This window comes from Paenibacillus sp. FSL M8-0228, from assembly GCF_038007385.1.
In the GTDB taxonomy this organism is placed as follows: Bacteria; Bacillota; Bacilli; order Paenibacillales; family Paenibacillaceae; genus Paenibacillus; species Paenibacillus polymyxa_D.
Genome location: NZ_JBBOXA010000001.1, coordinates 5,546,719 through 5,563,440 on the forward strand (window position 1 = coordinate 5,546,719; position 16,722 = coordinate 5,563,440).

The window sequence follows — 16,722 nt, forward strand, 5'->3', positions numbered from 1 at the left end:
ATTAGTCCTCCTCTCCCCGAATTAGCAACCGTTGAAGCAGAGTAACAGCGATTACGATCAGCAGCAGAACAACCGCCATCGCCGAGGCCAAACCGACCTTGCTGTATTTGAATGCCACATCAAGCGTCTGAATGACGAATGTTTCGCTACCATTGGAGCCACCGGTCATAATATACGGAATATCGAATGCACTGACCGCACCGCTAATGGCCAAGATGAGGTTCAACTGCAAAATCCGCTTGATGCTCGGCAAAATAATTGAGCGGAACTGATGCCAGCGGTTGGCCCCATCGATATCGGCTGCTTCATACAGATCACTGGATATGGAAGAAATCGCACCTAGAAATACAATAAAGTTAAAGCCCATGTATCTCCAGATCGACGTGCCCGCTAGCGAAATATTGATAATCTCCGGGTTGCCCAGCCACAGCTTGACATACGAACCCAGCCCCACTGCCTGAAGCAGTGTATCGAGCGTGCCGTCTGGCTTAAAAAAGAATAGAAAAATAAAACCAATGGCCACCCCGTTCATCAGGGAAGGAAAAAACAAAACGCCTTTAAAGAAATTTTTAAACCAGGTCTGAAAGCTGAGAATGCTTGCAAAATAAAGGGCCAGACCCATCTGTACAAACGTGGCTACAAAGTAATACAGACTGACCTTAAACACCGAGAAATACTCGGGATCGGTAAAGATTTTGATATAGTTTTCAAAACCCACATATTCCAGACGCTTACTATAGCCGTTCCAGTCCGAAAAGCTGTACTTAAACATATTGATCACTGGCAAGTACGCAAAAGTGATCAGCAGCGCTAGCGGAATAAATGAAAAGGCAACAATAATCGCCAATCTTTGTTTGGAGTAGCTGAGATTCGAAAATTTTAACATGCTGCACCTCCTGGCTATCCGTCCATCGACTGCTACGTCGATCCTTTCTTTTCGTCAGTTCAGATGGCTATTTTGCTTCCTTAGCAGCCACTTCAGCACGCGCCTTCACCCATGCATCGTTCAGATCTTTCATAATGGCGTCATACGATTCCGGGCGGTTACCCACCGCTGCCTCAATAATGCGTTTCTTGAAATCAGGCTGCCACAAACCAATTTCGCCCATTTTGTCGATTTTATCAACAATTCCTTCCTGTCCTTTTGGAGATGAAGTAAGTGTTTCAAAAACGACCCCCTGATCTTCGTATTGCTTCAAAATGCTAGGCATTGGAGCACCCTTCAGCGGACTAATACTGCCTGCCTGCTCTACAGCATAGTTGGACTTTTCGGTAAACCAATCCACCCAGGCACGGGCCGCTGGTTTATTTTCACTGTTTACGTTAATACCGAGGTTAAAGTCACCAGCCAGCGGCACAAGTACCTTGGAGGCATTCGTCGGGAAAGGCATAAAACCGATATCATCCTTGTTAGGAGCTGTGCTTTTGATCTGGTCAATTGCCCAAGAGCCAAGCACCATCGTACCGATTTTGCCTTGAGCAAGATCTGCCTTGGAGGTCTCCCAATCCGTAGTCGTTGGATCTTTTTCAATCAGGCCTTTTTTAGCTGCATCGTATAGGACCTTATACAGTTCATAGTGAGGCTGGCCCTTTGTGAAATTGTCATCTGTATTCGGTTGTGTGACATTCACGTATTCCTTTGTACCCGCCAATGTTGCCAGACTAGACTCCCACTGGGTCAGTGCCCAACCAGAGGCATAGTTCGTAAACAGCGGCACTGCCTTGGTTTTGTCCTTAATCTGCTGTAACGCTGTCAGGAATTGGTCCGGTGTTTTGGGAAGCTGCGTGATTCCTGCGTCCTTGAACACCTTTTTGTTATAAATCACACCAGAGTAAACCATCGCAATCGGAATACCGTAGCTGTTATGATCCACCGTACGTTCTTCAATGCCGGTATACTTGTTTTTCATCTCCTCATAAGTACCCAGTGGTTCGAAAAAATTGGGCAGCTCTTCAACTGGAATACTGCCAGGGATCAGCAAAACATCCCCGTAATCCCTGGTCCCCATCCGAATTTTAATTTGACCATCATAATCGGCCAATGCCTGGAAATTGACCTTCACGTTCGGATAAAGCTTGTTAAATTCCTTAGCGTAGTCCTGAAATACCGTATCCACAATATCTGTCCGCTGTGTGATAACCGTAATTTCACCTTCCACGGCCTTTGGATCAGAGCTGGCAGCTGGCTCATCCTTCTTTGAGGTACAGCCAGTAAACAGCCCAGCTAACAAAACCACAGATAGTAATGACATCAAAACCTTGGACAACTTCATGAGACGACTCCTCCTGTTGTTTTTTAATAAGGTTATCGTTAAAGTAACAAAATCATTTTATTATGTTAGCGCTTACTATGTCAATTGCAATATTCTTTTTTTGTGAAGTGGAATCGGTCACACCTTATGAAAAAACACCAATTTAGCATGGTTGACAGTTTACAAACAGCTAGATATGATAATTCTGTAAAGTTAACGATAACCTAATATTTTTCCCGAAGGAGGCTTTGTCTCTTGGCAACACTACTGGACGAAATTAGACAGGAATGGAAGGAACACATACTCCCATTCTGGCTTGGACTGAAGGATGAGACACACGGTGGGTTTTACGGCGAGGTGGATGTGGATCTGCACACTCATAACCAAGCCGACAAAGGCGGGATTGCCACTGCACGGTTACTCTGGTCCTTCTCGGCGGCTGCTCGTGTAACAGGGGAAGATACCTATGCAGAAGCCGCACGAGATGCATTCACATTCCTGCGAGATCACCTGCTTGATCCATTACATGGAGGAATGTATTGGATGGTGGACTACACCGGGCAACCCGTGGACACGTGCAAGCATGTATACGCGCAGGCATTCGCGATCTATGCGCTAGCAGAGTATGCACGTGCTACAGACGACCCGAATGCATTGCCACTAGCTATGGAGCTGTTCCACCTGCTGGAGCAAAAAGGATATGATCCCGCCCGGCAGGCATACGGCGAACAGTATGACCGCTTGTGGAACACGCAGCCTAATGAGCTGCTCAGCGAAAATGGAGTTACCGCGCATATCACCATGAATACGCATATTCATGTTTTGGAAGCGTATACCCAATTGCTGCGCGTCTGGCCAAATGAAGAGGTTCGAGATGCACTGACGAACGTACTGGATATTTTATATCGTCGTGTTTACGATGCTTCTGCCCGACGATTGGGGGTATTCTTCGATCGTGAATGGCGCTCTCTGCTTGACCTGACCTCATATGGTCACGACATCGAAGCCAGCTGGTTGATTGAGGACGCTATGAATGTGCTGGGTTATTACCCGTCAGAATACGTGGATATGGTGATGGATATTGCCAATGCGGTAGCAGAGCGCGCTGTTCAGCCAGACGGATCGCTCATCAACGAGCGGGAAGGAGAGCGGGTAGACACCTCACGTATTTGGTGGGTACAGGCTGAGGGGATGGTTGGTTTTTACAATGCGTTTCAACGTACAAATGACGAACGATTTCTGCAAATTGTGCGTAATCTGTGGGCCTATACTCGGCAATATATCATAGATCCGCGCCCCGGAGGCGAATGGTTCTGGTCAGTTCAAGCGGATGGTAAGCCTGATGCGAGAGAGATTGCAGGCCCTTGGAAGTGCCCTTATCACAACAGCCGATTTTGCATAGAAATGCTAGAAAGGATGGAAAACCAATGATTCATAGCAAATACGATGAGCTGCTATTGCAGCAAGAGGAACTGATTACACGCCCTAATGAGGTTAAAACTACCTTTTACAATGGTATCTACGAGCGCTACCTCTATCCAGTGCTCACACGCCATCATGTTCCACTTCACTGGCGGTTCGATCTGGATGCGCAAACTAATCCCTTTTTCATGGAGCGGCTGGGTGTAAATGCGGCATTGAATCCAGGGGCGATCTATCATGAAGGAAAATACATTCTTGTTTCGCGTACCGAAGGACTGGATCGAAAATCATTTTTCGCTTTGGCAGAAAGCGATAACGGCATTGATCAATTTCGATTCATTGACGCCCCCCTAGTATGGGAGGATATCGACCCAGAAGAAACAAATATGTACGATATGCGGCTGGTGAAGCATGAGGACGGCTGGATTTACGGTATTTATTGCTCGGAAAAAAAGGACCCTGACGCGCCACCTCACGATACCTCCAGTGCTGTCGCTCAGGCCGGACTGGTCCGTACTCGTGATCTTCGTACATGGACCCGGCTTCCCAACATTACTACCCAGTCCCCACAGCAGCGCAACGTTGTCCTGCACCCTGAATTTGTGGACGGTCAATACGCCTTCTATACTCGTCCTCAGGACGGGTTTATTTCCACCGGCTCGGGCGGTGGCATTGCCTTCGGCCTGTGCAAAGATATTACACAGCCCGTGATTGAACACGAAACCGTCATTGATGAGCGCCGTTATCATACGGTGTACGAAGCCAAGAACGGGCAGGGTCCCGCCCCGATTAAGACGAAGCTCGGCTGGATTCATATCGCTCACGGGGTACGCAATACGGCCGCCGGGCTGCGGTATGTGCTGTATACCTTTGCCACCAGTCTGGAAGACCCTACGCGCGTCATTGCTAAGCCCGGCGGGCACTTTCTAGCTCCTTATGATGAGGAACGCGTGGGCGACGTTTCGAATGTTATTTTTTGCAACGGGGCTGTTGTTAACGAACAAGATGAAGTCTTTATCTACTACGCATCTAGTGATACCCGTATCCACGTGGCGACGACCACCATCGCTCGACTGGAGGACTACACCTTCAATACACCATCCGACCCGCTGCGCTCTCTCAGCAGCGCCGCTGTTCGCCGTGATCTGATTCATCACAATGAAGCGCTATTGAAAGCGTACTCCCGTCCTTCTCAGCAGACATAAGCCGCAGGCTTTATCCTGCTTGCGGAACCATGTATACTATCCATAGAACAACTGTTACCCGCAGGCTAATTGTTGTTCTATGGGCAGCTACGCTGCCAGTCTTTGTATCTTTACAGGCAGCTAAGCTACTAATATATTCCCCCAGCATTTTGCATCCATTCTTTGGATTTAGGCAAGATGCTTATCTTTTTAAAATTGGAAGGCGGAACAGGAATGAAGAGCAACGTAACGATGCGGGATATTGCAGATAAGCTGGGAGTAAGCAGCGTGACCGTGTCGAAGGCGCTCAATGACAAGGATGGGGTTAGCGAGGAGCTAAAAGAGCGTATTAAGACGCTCGCGGGCGAAATGGGTTATCGTTTCAATACCGTTGCCAAGTCCATGAAGGAGGGCCTCACCTATAACATTGGTGTTGTCATTCCCGAACGTTTTACCGGCCCTGGCCAATCGTTTTATCTGCACATCTACCAGCAAATTTCACGGGCACTGGAGCCATACGGCTACTACGGCATCCTTCACATCCTCCATCGCGAAGACGAGGAACAGCTTAATCTGCCACGTATCTATTACGACCGTAAGGTGGACGGCTTCATTCTCCTAGGCCAAGTGAGCAAGCCATATATTGAGCTTGTACAAACCATGGAACTGCCCAAAATGTTTCTCGATTTTTATGATGAGCATGCCGATATCGACTCCGTGGTGACGGATAATTTTTACGGAGCCTATGAGCTGACCAACTATTTGATCGCCCAGGGACACCGGGATATTGCATATGTGGGCAACCTCTATTCCACCAGTAGTATTCAGGATCGTTTCCTCGGCTACTATAAATCCTTGCTGGAGCACAGGTTGCCTCTCCGTAACGAGTGGGTGCTCAGTGACCGGGACGACGAAGGCTCTTATGTTGAAATGGAGCTTCCTCAGCCGCTGCCGACTGCCTTTGTATGTAATTGCGATCAGGTCGCTCACAATCTGGTGCACAAGCTCATTGCTCTGGGATACCGCGTACCTGAAGACTGCTCTGTGGTCGGCTTTGACAATGATGTATACGCCACTCTTATTGTTCCGCAACTGACCACAGTCGGAGTAGACATCGAGCAGATGGCACGTACCGCAATTGATTCGATGATGAAAAAAATAAGCCATCCCGGCAGTCGCTTTGGTCGGGTCCTGGTGCAGGGTCATATTGTATATCGTGACTCCGTGCAGCCCATCGAGAGGCCATGATCATCAAATATTCCACAACCAAAAGCCGCTCAGCATGTCGCTGGAGCGGCTTTTGACGTTCAGAAGTATTGCAGTGTGATCATCGTACTCACTTTTAATTGCGGGTTTTGCACAATCCTGAATTAGGAGCGCTGAGCGACAAAGGAATTGCCCGCCCGATTGAGAATCGGCAACATCCGCATTTCCTGCCCCATCGAGGCTTGGCAAAATGGACAAGCTGGCTCGTTCAAAAAGGTGAAATCCGTTCGCATCCAGCCGTTGCAACCCTCATTTGTACACGACCAAATAGCCGTATTTTCCTCTGGAATGATTTCCGGGGCCTGGCGTCTGTACATCTATATCCCCCCTCGGTTTTTTATAGGGTAATATCCCCTGTCGGCTTACTGTTAATTCCAACCTGTGCGGGTATTAATATGCTCCAAGCTCCGAAAAATATGCGCATTTTACCAAAATGTTTATTTACGGATAGCCTTGGTCCAGAAGCCGCCATGAAATTGCTTCGGCTCTACCGTAATGACAAAAGCCTTAGGGTCCAGTTCCAGAATGGACTGATACAGCTTATTCTGGTTTTTCCGTTTAGCCAAAATTTCCATCACCAGGCGCTCTCCATCACGCCCACTGCCCAGCCAGGCTGTAACGCCGTATCCTTTGTCCCGCAGCGCATTGGCAATTCCTCCATTGATCTCATTGCTGATCACCTTAACAGTGACATAACCAAGCGCTATTTTTTCTTCAATCCATGCTCCAATCAGAATACCCAATGCATAGCCAATGGCGTATACCGCAAGACTTGCCACTTGATCCAGGTACTTAAGCACAACATTCAAGCCCAACACATAGACCGTAACTTCTACGGTGCTAATGAGCGCAGCAATGTACTTCTGTCCTTTCAGCGTCAGAATCATGCGCAGTGTATACGCCGATACGTAAATAATTTGAATAACGAGAATAAACAATAAAATTTTGAGCATGCGCTCACTCCCCACTTCACGTTCTGATTTAACCCGTATCCAACATTATACCCCCGTCTGTGATATACAGCCTCTGGTTTCGTATTACCCTTGCTCGGGTAATGACTAACTACAGCATGCTGAATGAAAGTTCGATCACATAAGGAGGGCTTCAACATGAAGGATAACGGAATTAGCGATAAAATCAAAGGTAATGTGAACAAAGCCAAAGGTGAAATCAAGGACCAAATCGGGAACGCTACCGATAATAAGTCCCTTCAAGCCGAAGGTAAACTGGATAAGGCCAAAGGCCATCTTCAGGAAACAGCAGGCAAACTGAAGGACGGCAAATAATCCTGAATGGATAACCTCGGCGCACTGTTTTACCAACAAGTCTCGCTGTCTTGTGCAGCGGGCTTGTTTTGTGTTGTTCGGATACTTTTGGAAAAACTTTTGCGCAAACAGGGCAACTTTTATGGTTGCTGTTGCGTCTAACCAATATAAGCACAACCCATAATGACTCTCCAAGCTGTTGGATTTTGTAGGCATTAATGTTACTCTAGTCTATGAACCAGGCTATAATTCTTAAATAAAGGGGTAGACCAACGAATGAAATCACTGAAATCTATCAAAAAACCTGTCATCATCACTGCCGTATCCGCCTTGGCCATATCCGGGGCTCTTTTCAGCCAATCCACATATGCCGCACAAGTGACTAAGCCGATCCAAGCAGTATATAACAATATTAAAATCATCTACAACGGAACCGAGGTTCCTACTGATGCCAAAACAGAACCGTTCCTGCTGGATGGCGTAACGTATATCCCACTGAAGCTGGCAGGTACAGCTTTGGATAAAAAAGTAACATGGGATGGTACAAACAAACGCGTAGTCATTGCTGACAACGGCGTTCCGATTGATCAATCTACAGTTACGGCGTTGAACAACCAGATTACGACGCTGACTCAAGAGCTCAACACAGCGAAAGCAGCAAACACGACGAAGGACGCTACCATTGCTCAATTACAAAAAGACAATCAAACGCTGAAAGATGAAGCGAGCAAAAACAGCTCTAGCTCCTTGAAGGATCTTCAAAAGAAGCTGAACGATGATCACAGGGACGACTATAAAACCAACTCGGATATCACGCTGGATGGTAACAAAAAGGATATTACGGTGACCATCGAAATGACAAAATCCAGATGGACTGACCTATCCGACAGCAGAAAAGAGGACTACCTGGAGGACATCGTGGATGATATTTTGAAAGAGTATAAAGATGCCGAGGTAGAGGGTACGGTTAAGAACTCCAGTAATAGAGATAAATTGGCAACCTTTACAACCAATAGCAGAGGCAATGTTACTCTGAGGGATGTAGCTTCATCCTTCGACGCAAACACGATCCAACGTGATTTGTTCAACAGATATAGCAGCTACGCCGGAGTTGGCTTTGATTTCAGTGTAAGAGGCGACAGCAGTAAAGCTGACGTGGATGTGTTTGTAGGTTTGGATGACTGGAATAAACTCTCAGGTTTGCAAAGAAGTAACCTGACAGATGGCATCATTAGTTTCCTTAAAGACAGAGAGTCCATTGACAGAATCAATGGAACTATACGCAACAAGGACAACCGCAACCTAATTACTAACTTTTAATTATAAAAAAAGCGACAAAGGCCCTTAAGCCTTTGTCGCTTTTTTGTGATGTACAAGCAACATACATTCCACTACTCAATCAATCTGCCTACAGAAGTAATATATTTTATATAGTCTTTATCCGCATCGATTGTATCGATATTTCTCGTATAAACCAAATTACCAGGAGTGGTGGTTTTCACTTTGTAAAACATGCTGGGTCTAGAATAAGGATTTACACTATAGGTCCCTTTGCTATAAACAATCATAGGATTAAAGTCAATTTGCTTGAAGGCGGGCGATAAGTCGCTCTTATAAGTAGCATGAATATTCAATACATCCTTCTTTTTATCCCAGTCAAAGGAAATAAGATCAAATGCATCCGCATCAATGACTTGGGCCAAGTCTTGTCCCTTAAACCTCATAAGAACTGGACTTTCCGTAAAGCTATCATGTCTTAGCTTCAATAAGCCACGTTGGGGATCCCACTCCATCTTCGCATCTGTATCCTTCAACAAAATGGATACCGGTAAAAACATTGCATTACTCAGCATGATAGGGACTGTATCCATTGTCACCGGTTCGCCGTTAACCGATATTTCGGGTGATCCGATCGTAGCCGTTACATTACGCCCCAACAGATCAACAGCAGCCGTCTTGTTCGCTGCATTATAACTTACTTTGCCGCCCAGTATATCCTCAGCCGCTTGGAGCGGTATAAGCAGTCTCCCCTTCTTATCCACAAAAGGTGATGCAGGGTAGGTGTATAAAACGTAATGATCATTGACCTTCAGGTGTATGGGCGTTTGTCCTTGAGCTTGAGCAGATACCAAATTCATATTTGTAGCACCAAAACTTAATACAATCATAAGGCTGATTAATAACCTGATTTTCATAATGCCCTCCTCGTATTGTTCGTTACTAGTGTACTGCCACAGAAATATCAGATCAACCATAATTTTCAACATATATCCAAAAATACACATGACATTTTACATATACTGGTTTATAATGGATTAAACTGCAAAACAAAAAGAGAGTACAGAATTGCACTCTCTTTGGATAAAGCATATAAAAGTAAGAAATATTAATAGGCCAATGCAAAAAGTCCTTTGATATGGGACAAGTAACGGATGTTACTGCCTTCTTTCATCAAAGTAGCTACAGCGCCTTTCAGTTGGGTGCCATTCGCGCCTACAGTACCGATCGCGTCTGTTCTGCCCAAGCTGCCCAGTGTTCCGGAGAATACCGGTGTAAAGCTTTCCATTTTCGCTCCGTTGAAATAAGCGAAGATGTTGTAACCAACTAATTCGCCCATTTGCCAAGCCAACTGTGCAGTTGGAGGGTATGGACGCTCGCCTTCAGCCGGGAACACCACTGCGCTGTCGCCAGCGAGGAAGATGTCTTCGTGAGAAGTCGATTGCAGTGCACCATTCACAGTTGCACGACCACGGTTTACTTCGATACCGGATGCGCCAACCAGTGCATTACCTTGTACGCCGCCTGTCCAGATCAGTGTGTTCGTTTTGATCGAACGTCCATCTTTCAGGAGAACTTCGTCTGCTTTCATTTCTGTAATCGGAACACCCGCTACGATTTGAACGCCACGTTTTTCAAGGCTTGTAACTGCACGATCAACCAGTGGTTGAGGGAAGCCTGCCAAAATAGATGGTCCAGCTTCTACGCAATACAAGTTGATATCTTCGTAGTTAATACCTTTTTCGCGACAAATTGCAGGCAATTTGTCAGCATATTCGCCCACCAGCTCAACGCCTGTCAGACCGCCACCACCGATAACGATTGTAGCGTCCGCTTGGTTACCGGATTGCTTGTAAGCATCCAGACGAGCTTCCACATGTGCGCGAATGCGATTGGCTTCTGCCACGGATTTCAGCGTGAAGCTATGCTCTTGCAGTCCTGGAATACCGAAGTAAGCCGTTTCACTGCCGAGGGAAATAACGAGAGCGTCATAGCTCAATGTAGCACCACTGGCCAGGGTTACTTTTTTATCGTCAGGCTTAATTTCGGAAACCGTATCCACTTTCAGGATAATTTCTTTGTTACGCAGCAGTTTTTCCAAAGGAAGCGCCACAGCTTTTTCGGCAATTGTACCTGCCGCTAAACGGTGCAGTTCCGTAATAATTTGGTGCGACGCAAAGCGGTTAACCACTGTAATGGTTGCTTGACTAGCGTCCATATGCTGGCGTGCTGTAAGAGCGGCCAGCAATCCGCCGTATCCGCCGCCCAAGATCAAAATTTGCTTCGACATGTCCATCCTCCGTTCTCGATCAGGTAATTATTTACTTTCGCGTTGGCGCTCATTCAGAATATCCAGGAAAGCCTGGCTGAAACGCAGCGTTTTTTGTACATTCGGATCTTTAAGCATTTTGAGCAGGCCGAACAGACCTACACTGCCATCCGTAGTTTGTACACGGTCATTTGCTTCAATCGCAGCAGAAGCCAATCCTTTAGCCGATTCTGTTACAGGCTTCACAAACTCTCCCATGGAGTTTTTCATATCTCCGATAAAGACAGGGTCAGTTGCCAGACTGCGAGCTACATCATAAGCGTCGGTCATCAAAGTAACCATCTCAGTCAACTTTGGCAGATTCTCTACCAGTACGGTCAGCGATTGCTGAACCTCCGGTTTCATCAATTGGTCCAGTACATCCCGAGACTCTTTGGTAGCTTCTTGTGTTACTGCCACCTCTTGTTGGTTTTCAGACATGCGTGAACGTCCTCCTTTACTGTGAAAATAGAAGTCCATCCTCTCTCGTAACCTGTATCCATAAACTCTAGCAATAAAACGTTCATTGAATTCACGCCCTTAAACATACAAGAAGCACAGCTTAAACCGGCCTATACCCTAAAGGGCAAGACTGATTTATCGCAGATGCCAATTGTATATTGCTCAGACGTTATTCTGTTGTTACTGCTGCGGAATATCTCACGAAGCGTTCCTTCGTGACTACAACAGGCCGAAACGGAACCCTATACCTCTATATTACACCTTTCACAACACAATCGTCGAAGAAATTTTAAATTTGCACAAATTTCTGCAAATTTTTTATTGTTATTTTAGATAAAAATTAGAATAAGCTCGATTTTTGTCCAAGTTTCCCTTGAAAAAGGGTCATTTTAGACTAGAGGAGGGTAATAGAGAGCGTACGTTTCAGTTCGATAATATGAAAATAACCCAAAATATATTCATACAGAGGCCCGATCATCACCACTTGTGGGTCGGGCGAACAAGCTGCATTGGCAGAATCGCCCTACCTACGTAGGGTGTCTTCAGAAGCATCAGGAATATCAGATGCTTCGAAATCATCAGGAGACGGCTGTGGCACACCAGACTCAATGAACTCCTCTACATCGCGGGCAGCCTTAACTTGATTGCATTCATTGCAAGCACATACACAATTGACGGGCGTCGTGTGACCCCCTTTTGCCCGAGGCAGTAAATGATCAATCGTGTCACCGTAGCCCCCGCAAAAGAAACAAGTATAGCGGTCACGCTTAAGCACATATTGGCGAAATTCCTTGTTGCTATACAGTCTGCGCACGGTGTAAGGATTAACAATCACCGCCATACGCTCTCTGACCAGGGTCATGGCCAGATCAAGCTCAATCTCTTGATGCCAGCGTCTCCCCTGATCGGTTTTACCTCTTAGCCGAATCATGCCATTACGATTGAGCCGCAACGCCCGAGTATCCGCAGGCTTCAGCCTACTAAGCAGATGCCGAACCCGTTGCCGATGGCGCTCACGCGCTTTATCCGTGACCGGCTTCCTGCGGGGGCGCTGTGCCTCCATAGGTAGTGACGCCTCCAGGCTGTGCACAGCCGTATTTGCTCCAAGGCTATGCTGCGTCACGGGAGCAGCCGAGAGGTTCGCTTCCTCGCCGTAAGGAGCGGACGTAGCCGCACGTTCTTGCGGGGCCAACCCCCGGCAGGAACGGCAAGGACCACGCCGGGAATAAGGACCCGCCCGGCGACCCGTTCTGCGCTGAAAGTCCGTTAAAGGTCTCATCTCCTGACAATATGTACATTTTTTTATCAGCGCTTTGCTCGTTTCATCCTTATTCTGCTGCGGTTCTGTCACGTCCACCCCTCCTTTCTTCTATTGCTCGCGCTCCACGGTTTGCCCAAAACCCGAACTATTGTTAAGTTAGATTCATTTTACCGTTTTCACGTTCCCTTTTCTAGCTATTGAGACATTATGAACACTCAGGTATAACAAATTTTAATGATTTAGCATACGTTATACAGCGATCCTTGTTCTTCATTCAGCATCATATTGACCGTCTGACGTTTAGCCCCCCTCACTTGGTGGGTAACTTGTTATATATAAAGGAGGGACGCACATGAAAAGGAACCATACGATGATGCAATTTTTCGAGTGGAATGTCGAAGCTGACGGTTCTCACTGGAAGAAGCTTGCCCGCCTGGCACCGGAACTGAAGGCCAAAGGAATTGACGCGATATGGATTCCACCTGTCACCAAAGGCCAGTCGCCCGAGGATACGGGATACGGCGTCTATGACCTTTACGATCTGGGCGAGTTTGACCAAAAAGGCGCGGTGCGCACCAAATACGGAACCAGGGAAGACCTGCTGGAAGCTGTTGCTGCCTGCGTTCGTCACGGTGTGGCCGTCTATGTCGATCTGGTCATGAACCATAAAGCTGGTGCGGATGAAACCGAAGTATTCAAGGTCGTCGAGGTCAACCCGGATAACCGCAATGAGGTCATTTCCGAGCCCTTTGATATCGAAGGCTGGACTAAATTTACATTCCCCGGCCGACAAGGGAAGTATTCCACATTTCAATGGAACTTTGAACATTTTAACGGAACCGATTACGATGCGAGCCAGGACCGGACAGGAATCTATCGTATTTTAGGTAAAAATAAAAGCTGGAGCGAAAATGTAGATGATGAATTCGGCAATTATGATTATTTAATGTTCGCCAATATTGACTATAATCATCAGGATGTGCGCAAAGAGATGATCCGCTGGGGCAAATGGCTGGTGGACACTCTGCAATGCAACGGATTCCGTCTGGATGCAATCAAGCATATTAATCATGAATTTGTACGAGAGTTTGCTACAGAAATGATTAAAAAACGCGGGCAGGATTTTTATATGGTAGGCGAGTTTTGGAAACCGGATCTGGAATCATGTCAAAAGTTCCTGGATACCATTGATTATAAAATCGACCTGTTTGACGTATCCCTCCACTACAAACTACATAGCGCTTCCTTGGGTGGCAAGGATTTCGATCTAAGCACCATTTTCGAGGATACGCTGGTTCATACCCATCCCCTGAACTCGGTTACTTTTGTCGATAATCATGATTCCCAGCCGCACGAAGCGCTCGAATCCTGGGTGGAGGACTGGTTTAAGCCCAGCGCCTATGCACTTATCTTGCTGCGCAAGGACGGTTATCCCTGCGTGTTCTACGGCGATTACTACGGTATTCAGGGGCAAACGCCCGTGAAAGGCAAGCAAGCTGAGCTAGACCCGCTACTATATGCCCGGTACCATAAAGCTTATGGTGAGCAAAAAGATTATTTCGATGATCCCCATACGATTGGATGGGTTCGTCAAGGCGTGCCTGAGCTGGAAGGCTCCGGATGTGCTGTGGTGATCACCAACGCAAATGACGGGGAAAAGCGCATGTTCGTAGGTAAACAACGTGCAGGGGAAGAATGGATAGATTTGACCGGGCATCACGATCATATCGTAAAGATCGGGCAGGATGGCTACGGCATATTTCCCGTTCGTGCCGGCAGTGTGTCGGTGTGGGCACTTCCCGCAGAGGAAGACAGCCAGGAATCAGAAGAAGAAGCAAACGCTTAATCTATACCCAACACAAAGAGGACAGGATGCGAGGAAGCGCCCTGTCCTCTTTGTGTATGAAAACTCACTCCGTTACCTTGCTTTGGTTGGCCACAGCCTGCTTCTTAGCCTCTACATGACTCGGATCACCGAGATAAAAGCGCCGGATGGGATCTATATGCTCATCCAGCTCATACACCAGCGGAATACCTGTCGGAATATTCAAATCCAGCAATGCGGTTTCGTCCAGATTCTCCATATACTTGATTAAAGCCCGCAAAGTGTTACCATGTGCAGAAATGATAACTCGATCCTTTTTGAGAATCAAAGGTACAATCCGCTGCTTCCAAAACTCGCCGACCCGATGCACTGTGTCCTCCAGACTTTCCCCAAGCGGCAGCTCTTCTGGCTTAATATTGCGATAACGCTCTTCCCGATGCGGACTCCGCTCGTCTTTCTCAGCCAGCATGGGGGGCCGCACTGTCAGGCTACGCCGCCAGATATGAACCTGCTCCTCGCCGTATTCAACGGCAGAATCCAGCTTGCTAAGCCCCTGAAGAGCACCGTAATGGCGTTCATTCAGCTTCCATGACTTCTGCACAGGTATCCACAGATGATCCAGTTCATCCAAGATGTGATACAACGTGCGGATAGATCGTTTTAGCACAGAGGCAAATGCCAAATCAAACGTATAACCAGCCTCCTTGAGAATACGTCCCGCCTCAATGGCCTCATGAGTCCCTTGTTCAGTCAGGTCCACGTCCGTCCAGCCCGTAAACAGGTTTTGTCGGTTATACACGCTTTCTCCATGCCTAACCAGCACTACTTGATACATGTACTCACTCCTCTCCTGTCTGTCTTAATGTTTTACCCAACTTCTATGTATTTAACGTAAAATGCAATTTTTAAACCGTCTATTTAAAATACAAAAAAGGACGGCATTCAGCCATCCCTTTCTTCTCACCCTGCACTTAGTCCCTCTTACTGAACTTGGCCAACAGGTCCAAAATCCGTACATACAGCCATACCAGAGTCACCAGCAATGCAAAAGCACCATACCATTCCATATATTTGGGTGCGCCTTGATCTGCTTGCTCTTCAATAAAATTAAAATCAACCAGCAGATTTAAAGCCGCAATGATCACGATAAATAAACTGATGCCGATGCCCAGCCAACCTGTTTCATGGATATACGGAACATTCATACCGAAAAAATTCAAAATAAAATCAACCAGTGTCACCAGAAAAATCGCCATCGTACACAGGACCACGAATGAGATAAAGCCGCGTGTCACCTTGATGATTCGCTGTGTATACATAAAGAGCATCAAGAACAAAATACCCACGGTCAGCAAAATGGCATTAGCCACAATTCCCGGGTACTCATACTCCATAAAGGCTGAAACGCCACCCAAAGCAAAACCACTCAGAATCGCATATACAGGAGAGAGTAACGGAGCCGTCTTGGGGAAAAAGGATATCGCAAGTGCTACGCCTGCCATACCAATAAATCCTGCCGTCAGCAAAGATAGCACCTCTACAGTTCCTTCATAGGTCATGTACCAGGTAATACTGCCAGAGACGATGAGCAGAACCAGCAGAAGCAACGTTTTGTTCACCGTTCCTCCAATGGTCATGCGTTGTTCACTAGCTTCTCTTTCATCTTCGCGCAAAAAGATGTCATCACGTAAAACCGGATTGCTAAAGCTCATACAGGGTACTCCTTTTCGATGTTGTTGTTTGCTATGCTATATGTATATATCGGCACAATATGAAAAAAGTTTCAGAAAATTTCAAACAAAAAAAGCTCTAACCTTGCCTTTCGGCAAAGCTAGAGTTAGAGAGTCAGGTCGTTACAAGTTAGAAATCAGATGTAGCAATTTGGATTGTACCTGTTACTGCTCCAACTGGAGTCGCCTGAAGAGCAGCTACCAGCAGCAAAGCAACTTCTAACGTTAGACTGTTGCCCGCCGGGATAACATAAGTGATCACAGGAGCATTGACACGGGTAACCACAAGATCAACCGGATTGGCACCCGTATTATTCACGGTAATTGTAGCATTATTACCGCCTCTCAGGTTTTCAAAAAAGGACTTACCCACACCAGCAGCAAGATTGTAGAATTGCGAAGGTAAAAGAATCGCCATAGTTTTCACCTCCCTTGCTTTTGATAGTGTATTCTATGCTTCCAATCTATG

At 46.7% G+C, this 16,722-nt stretch carries 17 protein-coding genes; 6 read left to right on the forward strand and 11 right to left on the reverse strand.

From position 1 onward, the window contains the following. Position 1 precedes the first annotated feature (1 nt). The gene (locus tag MKY98_RS25110) at positions 2 to 886 is read right to left on the reverse strand and encodes a carbohydrate ABC transporter permease (RefSeq protein WP_039271802.1); all 885 of its coding nucleotides are present in this window, start codon (positions 884 to 886) and stop codon (positions 2 to 4) included. Between the two features lie 67 nt (positions 887 to 953). Beyond that, positions 954 to 2,273, reverse strand: a complete 1,320-nt coding sequence (locus tag MKY98_RS25115; protein ID WP_069010998.1) for an ABC transporter substrate-binding protein — start codon at positions 2,271 to 2,273, stop codon at positions 954 to 956. A gap of 234 nt (positions 2,274 to 2,507) precedes the next feature. On the opposite strand from MKY98_RS25115, the gene MKY98_RS25120 reads away from it, so the two are divergent. The 3 genes from MKY98_RS25120 (at position 2,508) to MKY98_RS25130 (ending at position 6,106) form a co-directional block, all read left to right on the forward strand. Then, complete coding sequence (locus MKY98_RS25120) at positions 2,508 to 3,683, forward strand: AGE family epimerase/isomerase (protein ID WP_029518690.1); 1,176 nt, start codon at positions 2,508 to 2,510, stop codon at positions 3,681 to 3,683. Further along, a complete protein-coding gene (locus tag MKY98_RS25125; protein ID WP_069011000.1) occupies positions 3,680 to 4,879 on the forward strand; it encodes a glycoside hydrolase family 130 protein in 1,200 nt (399 codons plus the stop codon). The genes MKY98_RS25120 and MKY98_RS25125 overlap by 4 nt, the downstream gene beginning before the upstream one ends. Positions 4,880 to 5,092: 213 nt before the next feature. Beyond that, entirely contained in the window at positions 5,093 to 6,106 is a 1,014-nt protein-coding gene (locus tag MKY98_RS25130; RefSeq protein WP_029518692.1) for a substrate-binding domain-containing protein, read from the forward strand. A gap of 122 nt (positions 6,107 to 6,228) precedes the next feature. Here MKY98_RS25130 and MKY98_RS25135 read toward each other — a convergent pair whose 3' ends face one another. Further along, positions 6,229 to 6,441 carry a cold-shock protein gene (locus MKY98_RS25135; protein ID WP_025721956.1) on the reverse strand — a complete coding sequence of 71 codons (213 nt, stop codon included), beginning with the start codon at positions 6,439 to 6,441 and terminating at the stop codon, positions 6,229 to 6,231. Between the two features lie 120 nt (positions 6,442 to 6,561). Beyond that, complete coding sequence (locus MKY98_RS25140) at positions 6,562 to 7,077, reverse strand: DUF2179 domain-containing protein (protein WP_023990890.1); 516 nt, start codon at positions 7,075 to 7,077, stop codon at positions 6,562 to 6,564. Positions 7,078 to 7,233: 156 nt separating this feature from the next. On the opposite strand from MKY98_RS25140, the gene MKY98_RS25145 reads away from it, so the two are divergent. Next, positions 7,234 to 7,410 carry a CsbD family protein gene (locus MKY98_RS25145; protein WP_068939077.1) on the forward strand — a complete coding sequence of 59 codons (177 nt, stop codon included), beginning with the start codon at positions 7,234 to 7,236 and terminating at the stop codon, positions 7,408 to 7,410. A 255-nt stretch (positions 7,411 to 7,665) separates the two neighbouring features. Beyond that, positions 7,666 to 8,709 carry a stalk domain-containing protein gene (locus tag MKY98_RS25150; protein WP_039271810.1) on the forward strand — a complete coding sequence of 348 codons (1,044 nt, stop codon included), beginning with the start codon at positions 7,666 to 7,668 and terminating at the stop codon, positions 8,707 to 8,709. 71 nt (positions 8,710 to 8,780) lie between these two features. Here the strand turns inward: MKY98_RS25150 and MKY98_RS25155 are convergent, their stop codons facing one another. The 4 genes from MKY98_RS25155 to MKY98_RS25170 form a co-directional block, all read right to left on the reverse strand. Then, positions 8,781 to 9,584: a copper amine oxidase N-terminal domain-containing protein gene (locus tag MKY98_RS25155; RefSeq protein ID WP_069011001.1), complete on the reverse strand. Its 804-nt coding sequence runs from the start codon at positions 9,582 to 9,584 to the stop codon at positions 8,781 to 8,783. A gap of 191 nt (positions 9,585 to 9,775) precedes the next feature. After that, a complete protein-coding gene (locus MKY98_RS25160; protein ID WP_069011002.1) occupies positions 9,776 to 10,957 on the reverse strand; it encodes an NAD(P)/FAD-dependent oxidoreductase in 1,182 nt (393 codons plus the stop codon). Positions 10,958 to 10,984: 27 nt separating this feature from the next. Beyond that, entirely contained in the window at positions 10,985 to 11,416 is a 432-nt protein-coding gene (locus tag MKY98_RS25165; RefSeq protein ID WP_029518696.1) for a DUF1641 domain-containing protein, read from the reverse strand. A 544-nt stretch (positions 11,417 to 11,960) separates the two neighbouring features. Next, a complete protein-coding gene (locus tag MKY98_RS25170; protein ID WP_069011003.1) occupies positions 11,961 to 12,788 on the reverse strand; it encodes an HNH endonuclease in 828 nt (275 codons plus the stop codon). Between the two features lie 262 nt (positions 12,789 to 13,050). On the opposite strand from MKY98_RS25170, the gene MKY98_RS25175 reads away from it, so the two are divergent. Further along, positions 13,051 to 14,544 (forward strand): alpha-amylase, encoded by a 1,494-nt coding sequence (locus MKY98_RS25175; protein ID WP_039271815.1) that lies wholly within the window; start codon positions 13,051 to 13,053, stop codon positions 14,542 to 14,544. Positions 14,545 to 14,608: 64 nt separating this feature from the next. Here the strand turns inward: MKY98_RS25175 and gpmA are convergent, their stop codons facing one another. From gpmA to MKY98_RS25190, 3 genes are all read right to left on the reverse strand, one after another. Further along, the gene (gene gpmA / locus MKY98_RS25180) at positions 14,609 to 15,358 is read right to left on the reverse strand and encodes a 2,3-diphosphoglycerate-dependent phosphoglycerate mutase (protein WP_069011004.1); all 750 of its coding nucleotides are present in this window, start codon (positions 15,356 to 15,358) and stop codon (positions 14,609 to 14,611) included. A 136-nt stretch (positions 15,359 to 15,494) separates the two neighbouring features. Next, complete coding sequence (locus tag MKY98_RS25185; RefSeq protein WP_023990900.1) at positions 15,495 to 16,235, reverse strand: Bax inhibitor-1/YccA family protein; 741 nt, start codon at positions 16,233 to 16,235, stop codon at positions 15,495 to 15,497. A gap of 148 nt (positions 16,236 to 16,383) precedes the next feature. After that, positions 16,384 to 16,671 carry a hypothetical protein gene (locus tag MKY98_RS25190; protein WP_029518700.1) on the reverse strand — a complete coding sequence of 96 codons (288 nt, stop codon included), beginning with the start codon at positions 16,669 to 16,671 and terminating at the stop codon, positions 16,384 to 16,386. Positions 16,672 to 16,722: the final 51 nt, after the last annotated feature.

Excerpts from the sequence above, each read along its gene's own strand:
- MKY98_RS25110 (WP_039271802.1), bottom strand. The coding sequence starts at position 886 with ATGTTAAAATTTTCGAATCTCAGCTACTCCAAACAAAGATTGGCGATT.
- MKY98_RS25115 (WP_069010998.1), bottom strand. The coding sequence starts at position 2,273 with ATGAAGTTGTCCAAGGTTTTGATGTCATTACTATCTGTGGTTTTGTTA.
- MKY98_RS25125 (WP_069011000.1), top strand. The coding sequence starts at position 3,680 with ATGATTCATAGCAAATACGATGAGCTGCTATTGCAGCAAGAGGAACTG.
- MKY98_RS25130 (WP_029518692.1), top strand. The coding sequence starts at position 5,093 with ATGAAGAGCAACGTAACGATGCGGGATATTGCAGATAAGCTGGGAGTA.
- MKY98_RS25135 (WP_025721956.1), bottom strand. The coding sequence starts at position 6,441 with ATGTACAGACGCCAGGCCCCGGAAATCATTCCAGAGGAAAATACGGCT.
- MKY98_RS25140 (WP_023990890.1), bottom strand. The coding sequence starts at position 7,077 with ATGCTCAAAATTTTATTGTTTATTCTCGTTATTCAAATTATTTACGTA.
- MKY98_RS25145 (WP_068939077.1), top strand. The coding sequence starts at position 7,234 with ATGAAGGATAACGGAATTAGCGATAAAATCAAAGGTAATGTGAACAAA.
- MKY98_RS25150 (WP_039271810.1), top strand. The coding sequence starts at position 7,666 with ATGAAATCACTGAAATCTATCAAAAAACCTGTCATCATCACTGCCGTA.
- MKY98_RS25155 (WP_069011001.1), bottom strand. The coding sequence starts at position 9,584 with ATGAAAATCAGGTTATTAATCAGCCTTATGATTGTATTAAGTTTTGGT.
- MKY98_RS25160 (WP_069011002.1), bottom strand. The coding sequence starts at position 10,957 with ATGTCGAAGCAAATTTTGATCTTGGGCGGCGGATACGGCGGATTGCTG.
- MKY98_RS25165 (WP_029518696.1), bottom strand. The coding sequence starts at position 11,416 with ATGTCTGAAAACCAACAAGAGGTGGCAGTAACACAAGAAGCTACCAAA.
- MKY98_RS25175 (WP_039271815.1), top strand. The coding sequence starts at position 13,051 with ATGAAAAGGAACCATACGATGATGCAATTTTTCGAGTGGAATGTCGAA.
- gpmA (WP_069011004.1), bottom strand. The coding sequence starts at position 15,358 with ATGTATCAAGTAGTGCTGGTTAGGCATGGAGAAAGCGTGTATAACCGA.
- MKY98_RS25185 (WP_023990900.1), bottom strand. The coding sequence starts at position 16,235 with ATGAGCTTTAGCAATCCGGTTTTACGTGATGACATCTTTTTGCGCGAA.
- MKY98_RS25190 (WP_029518700.1), bottom strand. The coding sequence starts at position 16,671 with ATGGCGATTCTTTTACCTTCGCAATTCTACAATCTTGCTGCTGGTGTG.